The organism is Kitasatospora sp. NPDC086791, from assembly GCF_040685975.1.
In the GTDB taxonomy this organism is placed as follows: domain Bacteria; phylum Actinomycetota; class Actinomycetes; order Streptomycetales; family Streptomycetaceae; genus Kitasatospora.
Window position 1 is genome coordinate 1 of sequence record NZ_JBFBOC010000043.1, and the last position, 17,957, is coordinate 17,957.

Consider the following 17,957-nt stretch of genomic DNA (forward strand, 5'->3'; position numbering starts at 1 on the left):
TCGGCACGCCCCTATCAAAGCGAACAACCACCCCGCAAGCACCGGTCGTACCGACCATTCACCCGAACGTGTCATGTGCGAAGGATGGGACTAGCCGGTGCCGTCTCCCTCGACGCGGATCGATCGAGGCGGACCGACGGGTCCACACGCAGCGATGCGCCGCACCGGAACGGCCTGTCGGCTGTCCGGTGCGGCGCATCGTGGTGCCCGGGGCTTGCGTCCCGTGGGGCGGCGCGACTCTGCTCACGCGTCGGGGGCGCGGCCCCCGCCGACGGGCAGCCGGGTCGCCGCGGGCATCGCGAGCCCGGCCGCGAGGAAGGCGGCAGCCAGCGCCACCCACCCGTACTGGCCGGCCCCGACGACCGCCACCAGGGCGACCGGCGCGGCGACATTGGCGGCCCCACGGCCGATGGCCAGGACTCCCTGGTACTGGCCGGTCGCGTGCTCGGGGGCGAGCTGGAAGCCGAGCCCCCATTCGCCGGAGACCTGGTACATCTCCCCCCAGGTGTGGGCGATCATCCCCAAGCCGAGGACGCCGGTCGCGACCAGGGTGTTCCCCCACCCGGCGGCGCCGTACAGCAGGCAGGCGAAGCCGAGGAAGAGCCCGCCGAGGCGCGAGATGCGTCCCCACGAACCCGGGGTGGTGTCGTTGCCCCTGGAGCTCACCCGGACCTGGAAGACCACGACCAGGAGCGTGTTCAGCACGATCAGGGCGCTGAACAGCCAGGCGGGAGCCTCGGTGTGGGTGACCAGCCACAGCGGAAGGGCGATCTCCATGAGGGCGCCGTTCAGTGACAGCACGGCGTTCAGCCCGGTGAACCGCAGGTACCGGAGGTCCTTGAGCGCTGCCCCCAGCGGCTGCTTCCCGACGTGCGCGGGAGGCGGCTGCCGCACCGGGATCCGGTTCAGCACGAGGGCGGACCCCGAGTAGGCCAGCGCCGCGACGACCACCAGCGCCTCGTAAGCGGCCCTGGTGTCCAGGTACAGGGCCACGCCGGCGGCTCCCGCGCCGAGTGAGATCCCGATGTTGCTCACGACCTGCTGGTGCGCGCGTGCGGTCACCCGCTCCTCGGCCGAGGCGATCAGGGCGACCAGGGCGGGCAGGACCGTGCGGCAGCCCCGTTGCGCGACGCCGACCGTGCACGCCACGACGGCGAACGCCCAGAAGGAACCGACCGCCAGGTAGCACAGCACCGCCGGCCCCGCGGCGACGGTGAGGACGAGCAGGACCCGCCGCGGTCCGATGCGGTCGGAGAGGTGTCCGATCGGCAGGGCGGCGAGCAGGCCGGCCAGGCTGGCAACGGTGAGCCCGATGCCCACGTCCACCGTCCGCAGACCCACCACCCGGGTGAAGAAGAGGACGCTGACGGTGGCGAACAGCCCGTCCCCGAGGGTGGTCAGGAACGTGGACAGCGTCAGTCCGCGCACCGGCCCGGCCGGCGGGACCGCCCTGGCGAGGGCCAGCCGGGCAGCGCTCGTCCGGGCCGGGGGAGCCGCCGTATCCGTGCCGGTCACGTGGCGTCGGCATCCTGGAAGGTGACCGGCAACGTCGCGAGGTAGCGCATGGTCGCGGTGCGCTGGCGCAGTGGCTCACCGGCCGTCCGCAGGGGCGCCGGGCGCCGCAGGATGGCCCTGATCAGCGCCTGCAACGTCACCTGGGTGAACAGGTTCCCGACACAGGTGTGCGGGCCCCGGCCGAATGCCATGTGTTGATTCGGTGTCCGGTCCAGAATGATTTCGTCGGGCCTGGTGAATTTTTCGGGATCACGGTTTGCCGCGCCGAAAAGCACCACGACGACGTCTCCGCGCTTGAGCTGGACGGATCCGACGACGACGGGCTCGGTGACGATGCGGCTGGTCCCCTGAACCGCGGCGTCGTAGCGCATGAGCTCGTCGAAACCACTCGACAGCAGGGCCGGGTCGCGCATCGCCTCGAATTTCTCGGGGTGCTCCAGCAGCGCCAGCATGGCATTTCCGGCGCCCGCGACGATCGAGCTGTAGCCGGACTGGAAGACGACCCGCACGGTGTTCCGGACGAAGGAATCGGCGACCTCCACCTCGGCACGGTTGCCGGCGACATGGGTCAGCAGGCCGGGCTGCGGATTGGTCGTGAACCACGACTCGACCATTTCGCTCAGCCGGCCACGGGCCTCGATGCCGAGTTTCCTGAGTTCGGCACCGCTCTCGATTCCGTCGCCGGCGGTCTCGGGCGCCAATCCGGCGTCCATGCTCCGCACGATGGCATCCGATATCGCGGCGAAGGTCCTGACATCGGGCCGGTCGATGCCCATCAGCTCCGAGATGGTCGCCAGGGCGAGCGGCTCGACGACCTCCGACATGAGGTCGAACTCCGCCCTGCCCTCCAGGTCGTCGAGCAGCGACCCGACGAGGGCCTCGCCGTGCTCGCCGACGGCCTCCAGGTCCTGGGCACGCAGGGCGTTCATGAAGAGGCTGCGGAGCGGGCCGTGGTCCGGCGGGTCGAGGGTCTGCAGGCTCAGCCACGGCTCGGAGACCGACTCGCCGGCCCGCCGCCAGTCCGTCGCGAACACCGTGGGGTTCTGCAGCACCATCTGGCAGTCGCGGTACCGGGTCAGCACCCAGCTCTGCATCTTCTCGTGCCAGTGCACGGGCTCCGACGCGCGCAACTCCGCGTAGACCGAATAGGGATCGGCGAGCGTCGAACTGTCGAGGGGGTCATAGCGGACCGGGAGTTTCATGGACAATCCCTGGGTTCTTGAACGGCCATGGAGGCCCGTTTTCTCGCTGGGCCGAAGAGCGTGCGCCGGACCCGGACGCATCCGGGTCCGGCGCCAATTCTCGCCGACGATACCGGGCTCAGCCGCGGTTCGGGCAATATATTAGTCGTTGTAGCGCATGGAAATTCACCTACCCGAGTTAAAAGGCCCGGCCACTGGCGCGGACTGTTGACGTTCGAACACCAGGGATGCCGGTGCAATCGGCATCAGGGATTTCAGTCGTTGTAACGCACGGAAGGCTCCTCTCCGGTTTTTCGTGTTCGAAGCCCGAGTGCTTCTCTCGATGGGAGTGAAACTATCAATGCCATTCGCCCTCGTCCATGACTTAATTCCGGGGCAAACTCCCCGAACCGGCCAACCCGGGCAAGTGGAATGTTGAATTCAGGAAGGCGGCACCAATTTCATTTCCCCGGCCGTATGATTCGCGGCATTTCGCGAATATGGCGAAATTTGGTGTTCATGTCAAGTCTGCGTAGTGTGTCCGGCTCGGCGGTGGGCCGGGGTGGGCCGGGGTGGGCCGGGGTGGGCCGGTGCCGGGTCGGAGGGGGTGCCCCCCGAGGAGGCAAGCGGAGGGGAATCGTCCGATCGGGTCATAGTTGTGTGGTGACCTCGCAGATCTTCCCCACCGACGTGCAGCAGTCGCTGGACCTCGTCGGCATCTTCGTCTTCGCCCTCTCCGGGGGCCTGCTCGCCGTCCGCAAGAACATGGACATCTTCGGGATCTGCGTCCTGGCGGAGGTCACCGCGCTGGGTGGCGGCGTGATGCGCGACCTGGTGATCGGGGCGACTCCGGTCGCCGCCTTCACCAACCTCGGCTACTTCGTGACCCCGCTCGCGGCGGCGCTGGTGGTGTTCTTCCTGCACCCCGAGGTCGAGCGGATCAACCTCGCGGTGCAGACCCTGGACGCCCTCGGGCTCGGCCTGTTCTGCGTCACCGGCACGGCCAAGGCGCACGACTACGGGCTCGGCGCGGTCGCGGCGATCGCGCTCGGCATGGTGACCGCGGCCGGCGGCGGCGTGATCCGCGACGTGCTGGCCGGGGAGATCCCCTCGCTGCTGCGCTGGGACCGGGAGATCTACGCCGTGCCGGCCCTGGTCGGTTCCACCCTGGTCGCGCTGCTGATCGGCGCGGACCGGCTCACCGGCGCGACCGGCACCGCCGCCGCGCTCACCGCTTTCGGCCTGCGGATGCTCGCCCTGAAGTACGGCTGGCGCGCGCCGCGGGCCTGGCACCGCAACGGTTCTCGCACCAGCGAGGAGTAGGGGAGCCGCCGTACGCGAGCGAGATCGCCTCGGCGGTGCAGAGCAACTCCGGCAGCATCCGGGCCAGTTCGGCCGGCGGCACCTGCCCGGCCGGGGCGCTCAGCGCGCACGCCGCGACCGTCCGGCCGCCGCTGCCCGCGACCGGGGCGGCCACGCAGGTCACCGGCTCCCGGTGCTCGGCGGACTCCGCCGCCCAGCCCCGGCGGCGTACGGCCGCCAGCTCGGCCTCCTCGCCCGGCCCGTCCGCGGGCAGCCCGGCAAGCAGCACCCGGCCGACCGCCGTGCCCGTCACCGGCGCGAGGCGCCCGATCCGGGACGGCTCGGCCGCCGCCGGCCCGGCCACCTCGTCCAGGTACAGCACCTCGCCGTCGTGCAGCACGGCGAGCCGGACGGTGTAGCCGCAGCGGGCGTTGAGCGCGGCCAGGTACGGCGCGGCGACCTGCCGGACGTCGAAGTCCTCCAGCGCGCGGTGGGCCAGCGAGAGCACCCGGCCGCCGAGCCGGTAGCGCAGGTCGGGCTGGCGGCGGGCGAGGCCGTGCTCCTCCAGGGTGCGCAGCAGCCGCAGCGCGGTGGACTTGTGCACCCCGAGGCTGCCGGCGGCCTGCTCCAGCGAGAGCGGCGCCTCGCCGAGCGCGTCGAGCAGGGTCAGCGCGCGATCGACCGACTGCGACATGGCGCCCCCCGTTGGTCCGGCTGAGAAGTGGCGCCAGGCTATCCGCTGGGGGGCGTAGTGGTACAAACCAGTGCCGGACGGGACTGTCCGGCATTGGTACAGACCAGTGTGCGGCGTGGCCGGTCGAGAAGGGGCGGGGCGGGGCTCGGGAGGGGTCCGGTAGGGGCTCGGGAATGGCTCGGGAAGGGCTCGCGGGCAGGTCGGGAGCGGTGCGCGGGCGGGGCCGGGCCCGGTCCGGGCGGGTGGCCGGAGCCGGTCCGTCCGCGTGATGGCCGGATCGATGCGCAGACCTGGAGGGGCGCGCGGTGCGGCCCTCTACAATCGGATGGTTATGCCATACCTGGACCATGCGGCGACCACGCCGATGCTGCCCGAGGCGATCGCCGCGATGACGGCGCACCTGGGGGTGGTCGGCAACGCCTCGTCCCTGCACGCGGCCGGCCGCCGGGCCCGCCGGGTGGTCGAGGAGTCCCGCGAGTCGCTGGCCGAGTCGCTGGGTGCCCGCCCGAGCGAGATCGTGCTCACCGGCGGCGGCACCGAGTCCGACAACCTGGCGGTCAAGGGCCTCTACTGGGCCCGCCGGGACGCCGATCCGGTCCGGACCCGGGTGCTGTGCAGCCCGGTCGAGCACCACGCGGTGCTCGACGCGGTGCACTGGCTCTCCGAGCACGAGGGCGCCGCGGTCGAGTACCTGCCGGTCGACGCGTACGGCCGGGTGCACCCGGAGGCGCTGCGCGAGTCGATCGAGCGCGATCCCGCGGCGGTCGCGCTGGTCACCGTGATGTGGGCCAACAACGAGGTCGGCACCCTCCAGCCGGTGCGCGAACTCGCCGCCGTGGCCGCCGAGTACGGCATCCCGATGCACGCCGACGCGGTGCAGGCGCTCGGTCAGGTCCCGGTCTCCTTCGCCGAGTCGGGGCTCACCGCGCTCACCGTCACCGGTCACAAGGTCGGCGGCCCGTTCGGCATCGGCGCCCTGCTGCTCTCCCGCGGCGCCGCGCCCGTACCGCTGCTGCACGGCGGCGGGCAGGAGCGCGACGTGCGCTCCGGCACCCTGGACGCCCCCGGCGCCGCCGGTTTCGCGGCCGCCGCGGCCTGGGCCGTGAAGCACCGCGAGGAGCACGCGGTGACCCTCGGCGGGCTGCGGGACGAACTGGCGGCGTCCGTGCTGGCCGCCGTGCCGGACGCGGTGCTCAACGGCGACCCGGCCACCGAGGGCCGACTGCCGGCCAACGCCCACTTCTCCTTCCCCGGCTGCGAGGGCGACGCGCTGCTGATGCTGCTCGACGCGGCCGGCATCGAGTGCTCGACGGGCTCGGCGTGCACCGCCGGGGTGCCGCAGCCCAGCCACGTGCTGCTCGCCATGGGCGTCGACCCGCTGCTGGCCCGGGCCTCGCTGCGGTTCTCGCTCGGCCACACCTCGGTGCCGGAGGACGTCACGGCGCTCGCGGAGGCCATCGGCCCGGTGGTCCAGCGGGCCCGCAACGCCGGGCTGGCGTCGGTGCGGCGGTAGGCGGTTCCGGGGTCGGGCAGGTTCGGCGGCCACGTACTCTTGTAGTCACCATGACTGACTTCCCGGGTGCCCCGACCACTCCGTCCACCGGCCGACTGCGCGTGCTCGCGGCGATGTCCGGCGGGGTCGACTCCGCCGTCGCCGCCGCCCGGGCCGTCGAAGCGGGGCACGAGGTGACCGGCGTCCACCTGGCACTGTCCGCCAACCCGCAGTCCTTCCGGACCGGCGCCCGCGGCTGCTGCACCATCGAGGACTCCCGGGACGCCTGGCGGGCCGCCGACGTCATCGGCATCCCGTTCTACGTCTGGGACCTCGCCGAGCGCTTCCGCGAGGACGTCATCGACGACTTCGTCGCCGAGTACGCGGCCGGTCGCACGCCCAACCCCTGCCTGCGCTGCAACGAGAAGATCAAGTTCGCCGCGCTGCTGGACAAGGCGATCGCCCTCGGCTTCGACGCCGTCTGCACCGGCCACTACGCCCGGATCGTCGATCTGCCGGACGGCTCCCGCGAGTTGCACCGGGCGGTGGACGGCGCCAAGGACCAGTCGTACGTGCTCGGCGTGCTCGACGCCGACCAGCTCGCCCACTCGCTCTTCCCGCTCGGTGACACCACCAAGGACGCCATCCGCGAGGAGGCCGAGCGCCGGGGCCTGGCGGTGGCGAAGAAGCCGGACAGCCACGACATCTGCTTCATCGCGGACGGCGACACCCAGGGCTTCCTGGCCCGGCACCTCGGCACCGCCACCGGCGACATCCTCGACGTCGACGGCACCAAGCTCGGCGAGCACGACGGCGCGTACGGCTTCACCATCGGCCAGCGCAAGGGCCTGCGGATCGGCCGCCCGGCGGCGGACGGCAAGCCGCGGTACGTGCTCGACATCTCCCCGGTGAACAACACCGTGACGGTCGGCCCGGTCGAGGGCCTGGACGTCACCGCGCTGACCGCCATCCGCCCCCGCTGGTGCGGCACCGAGGCCCTGGCCGACGGCCGCTACACCGCGCAGCTGCGCGCCCACGGCGAGGAGGTGCCGGTGTCCGCCTCGGTGGTCGACGGCGAGCTGCGCGTACGCCTGGACAGCCCGGTGCGCGGCATCGCCCCCGGCCAGGCGGTGGTGCTGTACGACGGCACCCGCGTCGTCGGCTCCGCCACCATCGCCACCACCGAGCGCCCGGCCGTCAGCGCGTAGCGCCCTCCGGGGACGGCGGCCTTCGGCGACGCGATCGGGCGCGGACGGCCGGGCACGCGGGGCGTCGCCGGGTTGCGTCATAGTGGACGGGAACGCGACGCCCGAGGCACATCCTCCGGAGAGGACGGCATGACCTTCTACGAGCAGCACCGCGACTTCATCGAGGAACTGGAGCGGATCGCCCCCGAGGGTGTCCGGATCGAGTGGTCCGGAGACACGTTGATCATGCAGGCATCGCCCTCCAACATCCATCAGCTCAACGTGGCTCAGGTGCGTCGGCAGTTCGAGCAGCACGCCCCCGACGGCTACCTCCCCAGCGAGCGAAGTGAGATCGTCAGCCCGGACGTCTCGAAGGGGCGGGAGCCGGACCTGACGTACCTGCCGGTGGAGGTCCTGTCCGAGCCGGGCAACAAGGCCCCCGCCGCCGAAGCCCTGATCGCCGTGGAGATCGTCTCGCCGTCCAATCCGGGGAACGACTGGATGGACAAGCTGCACGACTACGCCGTGATGCGTATCCCGCTCTATCTGATCGTCGACCCGCGCCAGCAGACCGTGACGTTGTTCTCCGAGCCGAACCACGACCGCTACCACACCCGCAGCGACCGGAAGTTCGGCGACGCGATCGGTATCCCGGAACCTTTCGGCTTCACGCTCAGCCTGTCGAAGCTCCTCCCGTACAAGGACTGATCCGCCGCAGCCAGGCCCTCCCTGGTCTGGACGCATGTCAGTGCAACCCGAGATCACCCAGCGGGACCTGCGCAGCAGGCCCGAGGAGATCATGGACGCCGTCCAGGCCGGCCAGTCCTTCACCGTGACCAGGGACGGGCATCGGATCGGGGAACTGCTCCCGTCGCGTCGTCGGCGGTTCGTATCCCGGGCCGAGTTCTCCGCCATGTCCCACAGCGCTCCGGACATCTCCCCGGACGCTTTCCGGGCCGGCCAGGAGGCTACGGCCGAGCATTGGGCGGACGGTTCCCGTGGCCGCTGACCACGAGTAAGGTCTTCTCGACACCAACCTCATGAGTTTGCGCAGGCGGGTGGACCCGGCCGAGTTGCCGGCCCAGATGGCCATCAGCGTGATCACTCCGGCCGAGCTCTCCGCCGGACCGCACGAGGTCCGGCGGAACGAGGAGCAGAACGACTACGACGAGCGCGCCGAGCGCGCCCGGCGCCTCGACGTGCTCCAGCGTGCGGAGCACGAGTTCGACCCGATTCCCTTCGATGCCGAGGCGGCCCGGATCTACGGGAGGGTCTGTGCGGCGGTGGTCGGATCAGGTCGCAAGCCCCGGCGAAGAGTGGCGGACCTGATGATCGCGGCGATTGCGATCGCCGAGGATCTGCCGTTGTTCACCACCAACCCGGACGATTTCAAAGGGCTGGAAGGGCTTCTTACGGTGGTTGCGGTGACCAGGCCGCTGGTCGAGCATTCCTGATTCATCGGGGCCGGGATCCGAGGCCCTGGAAACCGCCGACCAGGCAGGGGCCTCCGTCATGCCGGCGAGCGGAGGCGTGATAGACCAATGGGCACTATGAACATCTGCGTCTTCTGCTCCGCGTACTCCCTCGACGACCGTTACTCCGCCCCGGCCGCCGAGTTCGCCCGGCTCCTCGGGGAGGGCGGGCACACCCTGGTGTGGGGTGGTTCGAACGCCGGACTGATGGGCCTGCTCGCCGACGAGGTGAAGGCGGCCGGCGGGAAGCTGGTCGGCGTGATGGTCGAGATGCTGAAGCACAAGGGGTACGTGGGCGCCGACGAGCTGGTCATGACCCGGGACCTCGCCGAGCGGAAGGCGGAGCTGGCGGCCCGGGCGGACGCGATCGTGGTGCTGGTCGGCGGGCTGGGCACGCTGGACGAGGTCACCGAGGTGCTGGAGCTCAAGAAGCACGGGATGTTCGAGAAGCCGGTGGTCGTCCTGGACACCGAGGGGTTCTACTCGGGCCTGCGGACCCAGCTGGAGCGGATGGACGCCGAGGGCTTCCTGCCCCGGTCGCTGTCGGAGCTGATCACCTTCGCCGACACGCCCGCCGAGGTGTTTGCGCAGCTCAAGGCCTGAGAGGATCGGACCCATGGCTGCACATCTGATCACCGGCGCCGGTTCGGGCATCGGCGCCGTCCTGGCGGGGAAGCTCGCCGAGCGGGGGGACGACCTCTGGCTGCTGGCCCGCGACGCCCGCCGCGCCGCCGCGCTGCGGGAGCGATTCCCCGGGGCGAACACCCTGGTCGGCGACCTCGGCGACCCGGCCAAGCTGTCCTGGGCCTTCGGGCACCAGGCGCTGCCCGTCGAGCTGGACTCGCTGCTGCACGTCGCCGGGGTGGTCGAGCTGGGCACGGTCGGCGAGCTGCCGGTGAAGGCGTGGCAGGAGACGCTCAACGTCAACCTGATCGCCCCCGCCGAGCTGACCCGGCTGCTGCTGCCGTCGCTGCGCCTGGCCAAGGGCCACGTCGTCTTCGTCAACTCCGGTGCCGGCCACCACGCCCACGCCGAGTGGTCGGCGTACGCGGCCAGCAAGCACGGCCTGAAGGCGCTCGCCGACTCGCTGCGCCAGGAGGAGCACGCGGGCGGCGTCCGGGTCACCTCGGTCTACCCGGGCCGCACCGCCACCGCGATGCAGGCCAAGGTGCACCAGCAGGAGGGCAAGGACTACGACGCCGCCCGCTGGATCGAGCCCGAGTCCGTCGCCAGGGCGGTCATCGCCGCCCTGGACGCCTCCCGGGACGCGGAGATCACCGAGATCACCGTCCGCCCGGGCCGCTGAGGCCGGTTCGCCGGGACCGGGCCGCCGGGCCGGGACCGGGCCGCTGAGACCGGGCACCGGCGCCGCGCACTAGGCTCGGACGGGTGAGCACCCCACACCCCTTCCCCGACCTGCGCGGCGCCGCCACCGGCGTCGGCTCGCTGCCCGGTACCGACGCCCGCGAGGCCGCCAAGACCTCCACCGGCGCGCTGGAGCAGCTGCCGTTCCTGCCCGAACTGCCCGCCCGCGGGCCGGGCGCCGACATGATCGGGCGCGGCGCCGGCTTCCTGGTGGAGCTGTTCGCGCAGACCGAGCCGAGCGGCTGGCGGTTCACCGACCGCCCCGGCCGGGACACCCGGCGCGCCAACTCCTGGCTCGGCGAGGACCTGGACGCCCTGGAGGAGTTCACCCAGGGCTACCAGGGTGCGCTCAAGGTCCAGGCGGTGGGCCCGTGGACGCTGGCGGCGAGCATCGAGCTGAAGCACGGCGAGAAGGCGCTCGCCGACCACGGCGCCTGCCGGGACATCGCCGGCTCGCTCACCGAGGGCCTGCGCCGCCACCTCGCCGACGTCCGCAAGCGGGTGCCGGGCGCGGAGGTCGTGCTGCAGCTGGACGAGCCCTCGCTGCCCGCCGTGCTGGCCGGCGCGGTGAAGACCGCCAGCGGCTTCCAGCGGCTGCGCGCGGTGGACCGGCAGGTCGCCGAGGAGGTGCTGCGGGAGGTGGTCCGCGGCCTGGACGCGCCCGTCGTGGTGCACAGTTGCGCACCGGACGTCCCGATCCCGCTGCTGCGCCGGGCCGGTGTGGCCGGTGTCTCGCTGGACTTCTCCCTCCTCACCGAGCGCTCGGACGACGACCTCGGCGAGGCCGTGGAGGCGGGCACGGTGTTCCTCGCGGGTGTCGTCCCCTCCACTGACCTGGGGATGTCCGACCCGGCCGGTAGTGTCCAGGGTGTCAGGACCTTGTGGCGCAGGCTCGGGTTCGCCCCGGAGCTGCTGGGCCGCCGCGTGCTGGTGACGCCGACCTGCGGGCTGGCCGGGGCCTCCCCGGCGTACGCGCGCAGGGCGTTGGCCCAGAGCGTACGGGCGGCGCAGAGCCTGGTGGACAACCCGGAATGAGAACGTAGGAGGCTTGCGGTGACGGCTGTCGAGGGCTGGGAGGACGTCCCGGCGGAGGTGCGCCGGCGGCACGCCGAGCTGGCACAGGAGATCACCGACCACCGCGCCCGGTACTACGAGCAGGACGCGCCGGTCGTCAGCGACGCCGAGTTCGACGCCCTGATGCGCGAGCTGGAGGCGCTGGAGGCCGGGCACCCGGCGCTGGTCACCCCCGACTCCCCGACGCAGAGGGTCGGCGGCGCCCCCACCGAGCTGTTCGCCGAGGTCGAGCACCGCGAGCGCCTCCTCAGCCTCGACAACGCGATGGACGACGACGAACTCGCCGCCTGGGCCGGGCGCGTCGCCGGCGAGCTGGACGGCATCGACTACCACTACCTGTGCGAGCTCAAGGTGGACGGCCTGGCCGTCAACCTCACCTACGAGAACGGCCAGTTGGTGCAGGCGGCGACGCGCGGCGACGGCCGGGCGGGCGAGGACATCACCGCCAACGTCCGCACCATCAAGGAGATCCCGCACCGGCTCAAGGGCGAGAACGTCCCGGAGCTGGTGGAGGTCCGCGGCGAGGTCTACTTCCCGACCGAGGCCTTCGACGCGCTCAACGCCTCCTTCGCTGAGGAGAACGAGCGCCGCCGGCAGGAGAACGAGGAGCGCGTCAAGGAGGGCAAGCAGCGCCGGGCGATGATCCGGCTGTTCATGAACCCCCGCAACGCCGCCGCCGGTTCGCTGCGTCAGAAGGACCCGCTGGTCACCGCCTCCCGCCCGCTGCACATGGTGGTGCACGGCATCGGCGCCCGGGTCGGCTTCGACGTCGACAGCCAGTCGCACGCCTACCGGCTGCTGCACGACTGGGGCCTGCCAACGGCCCGGCACAACCGGGTGGTCGGGACGCTCGCCGAGGTGCGGGCCTTCATCGCGCACTTCGGCGAGCAGCGGCACTCGGTCGAGCACGAGATCGACGGCGTGGTCGTCAAGGTGGACGAGATCGCCCTGCAGGGCCGGCTCGGCGCCACCTCCAAGTCCCCGCGCTGGGCGATCGCCTGGAAGTACCCGCCGGAGGAGGTCACCGGCAGGCTCGCCGAGATCAAGGTCGGCATCGGCCGCACCGGCCGGGCCACCCCGTACGCGGTGCTGGCCGAGCCGGTGAAGGTGGCCGGCTCGATGGTGCAGTACGCGACGCTGCACAACCGGGAGGTCGTCAAGGCCAAGGACGTCCTGCTCGGCGACACCATCGTGCTGCGCAAGGCCGGTGACGTCATCCCGGAGATCCTCGGCCCGGTGTACGACCTGCGGGACGGCACCGAGCGGGAGTTCGTGATGCCCTCGCACTGCCACGAGTGCGGGGCCGAGCTGCGCCCGATGGCCGAGGGGGACATCGACCTGCGCTGCCCGAACGCCCAGTTCTGCCCGGCCCAGATCCGCGAGCGGATCGCCTTCCTGGGTGGCCGCTCCTCGCTGGACGTCGAGGGCCTCGGCTACGTCGCGGCCACCGCGCTGACCCAGCCGCTGGAGCCGGCCGAGGCGCCGGTGAAGGACGAGGGCGACATCTTCGGGCTGACGATGGAGCAGCTGCTGCCGATCCAGGTGCTGGTGCGCGACCAGAAGACCGGCATGCCCAAGCTGGACGACAGCACCGGCGAGGAGAAGCGGGCGACCTTCTTCGCGAACCAGAAGGGCGAGCCCAAGAAGACCGCCGTGATCCTGCTGGAGAACCTGGAGAGGGTGAAGGACCGCCCGCTCTGGCGGTTCCTCAACGGCCTCTCGATCCGGCACGTGGGGCCGGTCGCGGCCCAGGAGCTGGCCCGGGAGTTCCGCGACCTGGACCGGATCTTCTCGGCCACCGAGGAGGAGCTGGCCGCGGTGGAGGGCGTCGGGCCGATCATCGCCCGGTCGGTGGTCGAGTGGTACCAGGAGGAGTGGCACCGGGGGATCCTGGAGAAGTGGCGCGCCGCCGGCGTCCGCTTCACCGAGGAGTTCGCGGACGAGGAGGAGGCGGAGCGTCCGCTGGAGGGGCTGACCGTCGTGGTGACGGGCACGCTGGCCGGGCACACCCGGGACGGCGCCAAGGAGGCGCTGACCTCGCGCGGAGCGAAGGTGACCGGTTCGGTTTCGAAGAAGACCGACTTCGTGGTCGCCGGTGACAACCCAGGGTCCAAGTACGACAAGGCCGTTCAGCTCGGACTGCCGGTCCTGGACGACGCCGGCTTCGCCGTGCTGCTGGCCGACGGACCGGCCGCCGCCCGTGCCCACCTGGGGATTCCGGAGCACGAGGAGGCCGCCGGGCCGTCGGAGGCGCCCGCCGAAGGCTGATCCGGAGCGGACCCGAGCGGCGTCCGGCCGGGCCGGTGTTGTTATCGTCCTGATGCAACGTCACCGGATGTCGTGCAGTGAAAGCGGGCATTGTGTCACTGTGCGACACCCGGGCGCGGTGGCGCGTTTCCGGTTGTCCGAAAGTCTGCCCACCGGGTGGACCCCGGCATACCCTGGAGCGCAACAGAGTGTCAGCAGGGGTGGGGGCACCGGCTGAGCCGGTGCTTCTCGGGGTCGCTCCATGCCCGGCAGCTGTCGGTACCGGCACGGTGCCTCACCGTAAGGCGGCCTGACGGGGCGGGCCCGACGGAGGACAGGGCTTATGGATCGTACGACCGGCGGTGCGCCCACACGCCCGCCGCAGGGGGTGGCGGGTGCGGTCCTGCTGCTCGGCGTGCTGCTGGCCGGAGCCGCGCCGCTCATCCCGCTGGCCGTCCTGGTCTACCGGTACGAACCCGAGCTGCTGCCGCTGTTCGCGGTGCCCCTGGCCGTGCTGGTGGCGGCCTGGCGGATCGCCCGGGACCGCGCCCGCGACCAACTGACCGATCCCCTGACGGACCTGCCCAACCGCCAGGCCTTACTGCTGGCCGCCCAGGAGGCGATCGCGGAGTGCGATCAGGGCTACAGCGTCGGTCTCATCCTGCTCGACCTCGACCGCTTCCGGTCACTCAACGACACGCTCGGTCATACGGCCGGTGACCGGCTGCTGGTTCACATCGCCCGCCGACTGCACCGCGCACTGCGCTCCGGCGGCCCGGCCGGCAGCGCCACCCGGGAGTCCATCGACGACGTCTTCGCGGGCCTGCCCCGGCACTACCGGCGCGGCCGCCCGATGGTGGCCCGGATGGGCGGCGACGAGTTCGCCGTCCTGCTGCCCGGCATCAACTGCCCGGACAGCCTGGAGCGGGTCGCCAAGGCGCTGATCGCCGAACTCGCCGCCCCGATCCGGCTGGACGGGCTGCTGCTCGTCCTGGAGGCCAGCGGCGGCGTCTGCGTCTACCCCCAGCACGCCCAGGACGCCGAGTCGCTGCTGCGCCGGGCCGACGTCGCGATGGGCCACGCCCAGCGCGGCTGCAGCGGCGTCGCCCAGTACGACGAGACCCAGGACGCCGACACCCCGTACCGCATCGGGCTCCTCGGCGACCTGCGGCGGGCCCTGGAGACCGGCGAGGTGCAACTGCACTACCAGCCGAAGGTGGCCTTCGACGGCCGGGTGGTCGGCCTGGAGGCGCTGCTGCGCTGGGAGCGCCCCGGCCAGGGCCGGGTCTCGCCGGACGAGTTCGTCGGGCTCGCCGAGTCCAGCGGCCTGATGCCCCGGCTCACCGACTACGTGCTGGAGGCGGCGGTCGGCCAGCTCGCGTACTGGCGCGACCAGGGGCTGCAGGTGCAGGTCGCGGTCAACGTCTCGCCCCGCGACGTGCTCAACCCCGGCTTCGCCCAGCGCGTCGCCGGCCACCTGGTGCGCCACCAGGTGCCGGCCCACGCGCTCCAGCTGGAGATCACCGAACGGCTGCTGCTGGACGACTCCCGGCGGGCCGCCGACACCCTCGCCGAACTGCGCGGCTACGGCGTCGGGATGTCCCTGGACGACTTCGGCACCGGGCACTCCTCGCTGGTGCGGCTGCGCAGCCTGCCGGTCGGCGAGCTGAAGATCGACCGCTCCTTCGTCTCCCGGATGGTCGCCGACGACCACGACGCGGCGGTGGTCCGCTGCTCGGTGGAGCTCGCCCACTCGCTGGGCCTGACCGTGGTCGCCGAGGGCGTCGAGGACGACGAGACCTGGGAGCGGCTGCACTGCATGGGCGTGGACGCCGTCCAGGGCTGGCTGGTGTCGGCCGCGCTGCCCGCCGAGCAGGCCACCGCCTGGCTGCGGGTGCACCGCACCGGCGCCCCGCCGGTGGAGCGGCTGGGCGCGCCGCCCCCGCTGCGCGCCGGCCGTCACCCGATCCAGGGGAGCAAGCCCGTCCAGGGCGGCAAGCCGATCGTCCAGCCGGCCATCCCGCCGGTGCTGCCGCCGACGCTCCCGCCGGTCCTCCCGCCCGTGCTGCCCCCGGTGGTCCAGGCGGTGCAGGCCGCGCAGATGGAGATCAAGGCGCCCGGCACGCAGAGTTGGGCCCGCTTCCGGCCGCAGTGACGGACCCCGCGGCGGGGACGTCCGCCCGGCGGTGACGGGCACCGCGGCTCGCGGGTTGGCCGGTGGCCGGTCCGGGCCCCATAGGATGGGGTCCAAAGACCATGAGGACGGAGCGCCGGACCCGGCTGCTCCTGCCCGGGCCCGGCACCGCCCGCAAGGCACCGTCGGGCCTCACCAGAACTCACCCTGAGGATCGCTGCATGCCTGGCATCACGCGCGAGGAGGTCGCCCACCTCGCCCGGCTGTCGCGTCTTGAGCTGAAGCCCGAAGAGCTGGACCACTTCGCCGAGCAGCTCGACGTGATCATCGGCGCGGTCGCCCGCGTTTCCGAGGTCGCCGGACAGGACGTCCCGCCGACCTCCCACCCGCTGCCGCTGACCAACGTCATGCGCGCGGACGAGGTGCGGACCTCGCTCACCCCGGAGCAGGCGCTGTCCGGCGCCCCCGCCGCCGAGGAGCAGCGTTTCCGTGTGCCGCAGATCCTCGGGGAGGACTGACCGAGATGACCGAGCTGATTCGTTACACCGCCGCCGAGACCGCGAGCGCCATCGCCAAGGGCGAGGTGTCCGCCGTCGAGGTCGCGCAGGCGCACCTGGACCGCATCGACGCCGTCGACAAGAAGGTCAACGCCTTCCTGCACGTCGACACCGAGGGCGCGCTGGCCGCCGCCCGGGCCGTCGACGAGAAGCGCGCCAAGGGCGAGGAGCTGGGCCCGCTGGCCGGCGTCCCGCTCGCGCTGAAGGACGTCTTCACCACCAAGGGCATCCCGACCACCTGCGGCTCCAAGATGCTCGAAGGCTGGATCCCGCCGTACGACGCCACCCTGACCACCCGTCTCAAGGACGCCGGCGTCGTCATCCTCGGCAAGACCAACATGGACGAGTTCGCGATGGGCTCCTCCACCGAGAACTCCGCCTACGGCCCGACCGGCAACCCGTGGGACCTCACCCGCATCCCCGGTGGCTCCGGCGGCGGTTCGGCCGCCGCGCTGGCCTCCTTCGAGGCCCCGCTGGCGATCGGCACCGACACCGGCGGCTCGATCCGTCAGCCCGGCGCCGTCACCGGCACCGTCGGCGTCAAGCCGACCTACGGCTCGGTGTCCCGCTACGGCCTGGTCGCCTTCTCCAGCAGCCTGGACCAGGGCGGCCCGTGCGCCCGCACCGTGCTGGACGCGGCACTGCTGCACGAGGCCATCGCCGGGCACGACCCGCTGGACTCCACCTCGATCGACGCGCCGGTCCCGGCCGTGGTCGAGGCCGCGCGGATGCGCGACGTCCGCGGCATGCGGATCGGCGTGGTCAAGGAGTTCGCCGGCGAGGGCTACCAGGCCGGCGTGATGCAGCGCTTCGAGGAGTCGGTGGAGCTGCTGCGCGAGCTGGGCGCCGAGGTCGTCGAGGTCTCCTGCCCGTCCTTCACCCTGGCGCTGCCGGCGTACTACCTGATCGCGCCCAGCGAGTGCTCCTCCAACCTGGCCCGCTTCGACGCGATGCGCTACGGCCTGCGGGTCGGCGACGACGGCACCCGCTCGGCCGAGGAGGTCACCGCGCTGACCCGCGAGGCCGGCTTCGGCGACGAGGTCAAGCGCCGCATCATCCTGGGCACCTACGCCCTGTCCTCGGGCTACTACGACGCCTACTACGGCTCGGCCCAGAAGGTCCGCACGCTCATCTCGCGCGACTTCGACGCCGCCTTCGCCGGCGTGGACGTGCTGGTCTCGCCGACCACGCCGACCACCGCCTTCCCGATCGGCGAGCGCGCCGACGACCCGATGGCGATGTACCTGGCCGACCTGTGCACGATTCCGTCGAACCTGGCGGGCAACGCGGCCATGTCACTGCCGGTCGGCCTGGCCCCGGAGGACAATCTCCCGGTCGGCCTGCAGATCATCGCACCCGCGATGGCGGACGACCGCCTGTACCGCGTGGGCGGCGCCGTCGAGGCCGCGCTCAACGACAAGTGGGGGCACACCCTGCTGGAGGAGGCACCGGCACTGTGAGCAAGATCGAGAAGGCGAAGGCCCCGTCCGCTTCGCTCAAGGGCTTCAAGCACTCCAAGCCCGGTCTGTGGCTGTCCATCGGCACCAGCGCCTTCGGCGCCGTCTCCATCGCCAAGGACGTCCGCAGGGCGCGCGAGGAGAGCGACACCCTGAAGCTGGTCAACGCCCTGGTCGGCGCCGCCGCGCTGATCACCGGCACCGCCCTGCTGGTGCGCGAGCTGCGTCGGCTGGGCTCCGACGACGTGCTGCTGGGCTAGCGGCCGTGGCGGGCCCGGGC

At 72.1% G+C, this 17,957-nt stretch carries 16 protein-coding genes and 1 pseudogene; 14 read left to right on the forward strand and 3 right to left on the reverse strand.

From position 1 onward, the window contains the following. Nucleotides 1-243: 243 nt before the first annotated feature. Both AB0Q99_RS31665 and AB0Q99_RS31670 read right to left on the reverse strand, forming a co-directional pair. Nucleotides 244-1,515 carry an MFS transporter gene (locus tag AB0Q99_RS31665; RefSeq protein WP_363577249.1) on the reverse strand — a complete coding sequence of 424 codons (1,272 nt, stop codon included), beginning with the start codon at nucleotides 1,513-1,515 and terminating at the stop codon, nucleotides 244-246. Then, nucleotides 1,512-2,717, reverse strand: a complete 1,206-nt coding sequence (locus AB0Q99_RS31670; protein ID WP_363577251.1) for a cytochrome P450 — start codon at nucleotides 2,715-2,717, stop codon at nucleotides 1,512-1,514. The genes AB0Q99_RS31665 and AB0Q99_RS31670 overlap by 4 nt, the downstream gene beginning before the upstream one ends. Nucleotides 2,718-3,359: 642 nt before the next feature. Here AB0Q99_RS31670 and AB0Q99_RS31675 point away from each other — a divergent pair. Further along, on the forward strand, nucleotides 3,360-4,019 hold the full coding sequence (locus AB0Q99_RS31675; protein WP_363577253.1) for a trimeric intracellular cation channel family protein: 660 nt from the start codon (nucleotides 3,360-3,362) through the stop codon (nucleotides 4,017-4,019). Here the strand turns inward: AB0Q99_RS31675 and AB0Q99_RS31680 are convergent. After that, nucleotides 3,925-4,692 (reverse strand): IclR family transcriptional regulator, encoded by a 768-nt coding sequence (locus AB0Q99_RS31680; protein WP_363577255.1) that lies wholly within the window; start codon nucleotides 4,690-4,692, stop codon nucleotides 3,925-3,927. The genes AB0Q99_RS31675 and AB0Q99_RS31680 overlap by 95 nt on opposite strands. 331 nt (nucleotides 4,693-5,023) lie before the next feature. On the opposite strand from AB0Q99_RS31680, the gene AB0Q99_RS31685 reads away from it, so the two are divergent. From AB0Q99_RS31685 to AB0Q99_RS31745, 13 genes and pseudogenes are all read left to right on the forward strand, one after another. Then, nucleotides 5,024-6,205, forward strand: a complete 1,182-nt coding sequence (locus AB0Q99_RS31685) for a cysteine desulfurase family protein (protein ID WP_363577307.1) — start codon at nucleotides 5,024-5,026, stop codon at nucleotides 6,203-6,205. Nucleotides 6,206-6,255: 50 nt separating this feature from the next. Beyond that, complete coding sequence (mnmA, locus tag AB0Q99_RS31690) at nucleotides 6,256-7,392, forward strand: tRNA 2-thiouridine(34) synthase MnmA (protein ID WP_363577257.1); 1,137 nt, start codon at nucleotides 6,256-6,258, stop codon at nucleotides 7,390-7,392. A gap of 129 nt (nucleotides 7,393-7,521) precedes the next feature. After that, nucleotides 7,522-8,079, forward strand: coding sequence for a Uma2 family endonuclease (locus AB0Q99_RS31695; RefSeq protein ID WP_363577259.1), 558 nt, complete (start codon nucleotides 7,522-7,524; stop codon nucleotides 8,077-8,079). A 34-nt stretch (nucleotides 8,080-8,113) separates the two neighbouring features. Continuing rightward, complete coding sequence (locus tag AB0Q99_RS31700) at nucleotides 8,114-8,380, forward strand: prevent-host-death protein (protein ID WP_363577261.1); 267 nt, start codon at nucleotides 8,114-8,116, stop codon at nucleotides 8,378-8,380. Between the two features lie 31 nt (nucleotides 8,381-8,411). Next, the gene (locus AB0Q99_RS31705; RefSeq protein WP_363577263.1) at nucleotides 8,412-8,825 is read left to right on the forward strand and encodes a type II toxin-antitoxin system VapC family toxin; all 414 of its coding nucleotides are present in this window, start codon (nucleotides 8,412-8,414) and stop codon (nucleotides 8,823-8,825) included. A gap of 96 nt (nucleotides 8,826-8,921) precedes the next feature. Further along, a complete protein-coding gene (locus AB0Q99_RS31710; RefSeq protein ID WP_363577309.1) occupies nucleotides 8,922-9,446 on the forward strand; it encodes a TIGR00730 family Rossman fold protein in 525 nt (174 codons plus the stop codon). Between the two features lie 13 nt (nucleotides 9,447-9,459). Continuing rightward, entirely contained in the window at nucleotides 9,460-10,149 is a 690-nt protein-coding gene (locus tag AB0Q99_RS31715; RefSeq protein ID WP_363577265.1) for an SDR family oxidoreductase, read from the forward strand. Nucleotides 10,150-10,232: 83 nt separating this feature from the next. Next, on the forward strand, nucleotides 10,233-11,243 hold the full coding sequence (locus tag AB0Q99_RS31720; protein ID WP_363577267.1) for a methionine synthase: 1,011 nt from the start codon (nucleotides 10,233-10,235) through the stop codon (nucleotides 11,241-11,243). A gap of 18 nt (nucleotides 11,244-11,261) precedes the next feature. Next, the gene (gene ligA, locus AB0Q99_RS31725; RefSeq protein ID WP_363577269.1) at nucleotides 11,262-13,550 is read left to right on the forward strand and encodes an NAD-dependent DNA ligase LigA; all 2,289 of its coding nucleotides are present in this window, start codon (nucleotides 11,262-11,264) and stop codon (nucleotides 13,548-13,550) included. A 385-nt stretch (nucleotides 13,551-13,935) separates the two neighbouring features. Then, a pseudogene (locus AB0Q99_RS31730) lies at nucleotides 13,936-15,684 on the forward strand (bifunctional diguanylate cyclase/phosphodiesterase); the annotation flags it as partial. A gap of 200 nt (nucleotides 15,685-15,884) precedes the next feature. Further along, nucleotides 15,885-16,181, forward strand: a complete 297-nt coding sequence (gatC, locus tag AB0Q99_RS31735; RefSeq protein ID WP_363577271.1) for an Asp-tRNA(Asn)/Glu-tRNA(Gln) amidotransferase subunit GatC — start codon at nucleotides 15,885-15,887, stop codon at nucleotides 16,179-16,181. A 5-nt stretch (nucleotides 16,182-16,186) separates the two neighbouring features. Beyond that, nucleotides 16,187-17,680 (forward strand): Asp-tRNA(Asn)/Glu-tRNA(Gln) amidotransferase subunit GatA, encoded by a 1,494-nt coding sequence (gene gatA / locus AB0Q99_RS31740; RefSeq protein ID WP_363577273.1) that lies wholly within the window; start codon nucleotides 16,187-16,189, stop codon nucleotides 17,678-17,680. Further along, on the forward strand, nucleotides 17,677-17,937 hold the full coding sequence (locus tag AB0Q99_RS31745; RefSeq protein WP_363577275.1) for a hypothetical protein: 261 nt from the start codon (nucleotides 17,677-17,679) through the stop codon (nucleotides 17,935-17,937). Before gatA ends, AB0Q99_RS31745 begins: the two co-directional genes overlap by 4 nt. The last annotated feature ends 20 nt before the right edge of the window (nucleotides 17,938-17,957 follow it).

Excerpts from the sequence above, each read along its gene's own strand:
- AB0Q99_RS31670 (WP_363577251.1), bottom strand. The coding sequence starts at position 2,717 with ATGAAACTCCCGGTCCGCTATGACCCCCTCGACAGTTCGACGCTCGCC.
- AB0Q99_RS31680 (WP_363577255.1), bottom strand. The coding sequence starts at position 4,692 with ATGTCGCAGTCGGTCGATCGCGCGCTGACCCTGCTCGACGCGCTCGGC.
- AB0Q99_RS31685 (WP_363577307.1), top strand. The coding sequence starts at position 5,024 with ATGCCATACCTGGACCATGCGGCGACCACGCCGATGCTGCCCGAGGCG.
- mnmA (WP_363577257.1), top strand. The coding sequence starts at position 6,256 with ATGACTGACTTCCCGGGTGCCCCGACCACTCCGTCCACCGGCCGACTG.
- AB0Q99_RS31695 (WP_363577259.1), top strand. The coding sequence starts at position 7,522 with ATGACCTTCTACGAGCAGCACCGCGACTTCATCGAGGAACTGGAGCGG.
- AB0Q99_RS31700 (WP_363577261.1), top strand. The coding sequence starts at position 8,114 with ATGTCAGTGCAACCCGAGATCACCCAGCGGGACCTGCGCAGCAGGCCC.
- AB0Q99_RS31705 (WP_363577263.1), top strand. The coding sequence starts at position 8,412 with ATGAGTTTGCGCAGGCGGGTGGACCCGGCCGAGTTGCCGGCCCAGATG.
- AB0Q99_RS31710 (WP_363577309.1), top strand. The coding sequence starts at position 8,922 with ATGAACATCTGCGTCTTCTGCTCCGCGTACTCCCTCGACGACCGTTAC.
- AB0Q99_RS31715 (WP_363577265.1), top strand. The coding sequence starts at position 9,460 with ATGGCTGCACATCTGATCACCGGCGCCGGTTCGGGCATCGGCGCCGTC.
- gatC (WP_363577271.1), top strand. The coding sequence starts at position 15,885 with ATGCCTGGCATCACGCGCGAGGAGGTCGCCCACCTCGCCCGGCTGTCG.
- gatA (WP_363577273.1), top strand. The coding sequence starts at position 16,187 with ATGACCGAGCTGATTCGTTACACCGCCGCCGAGACCGCGAGCGCCATC.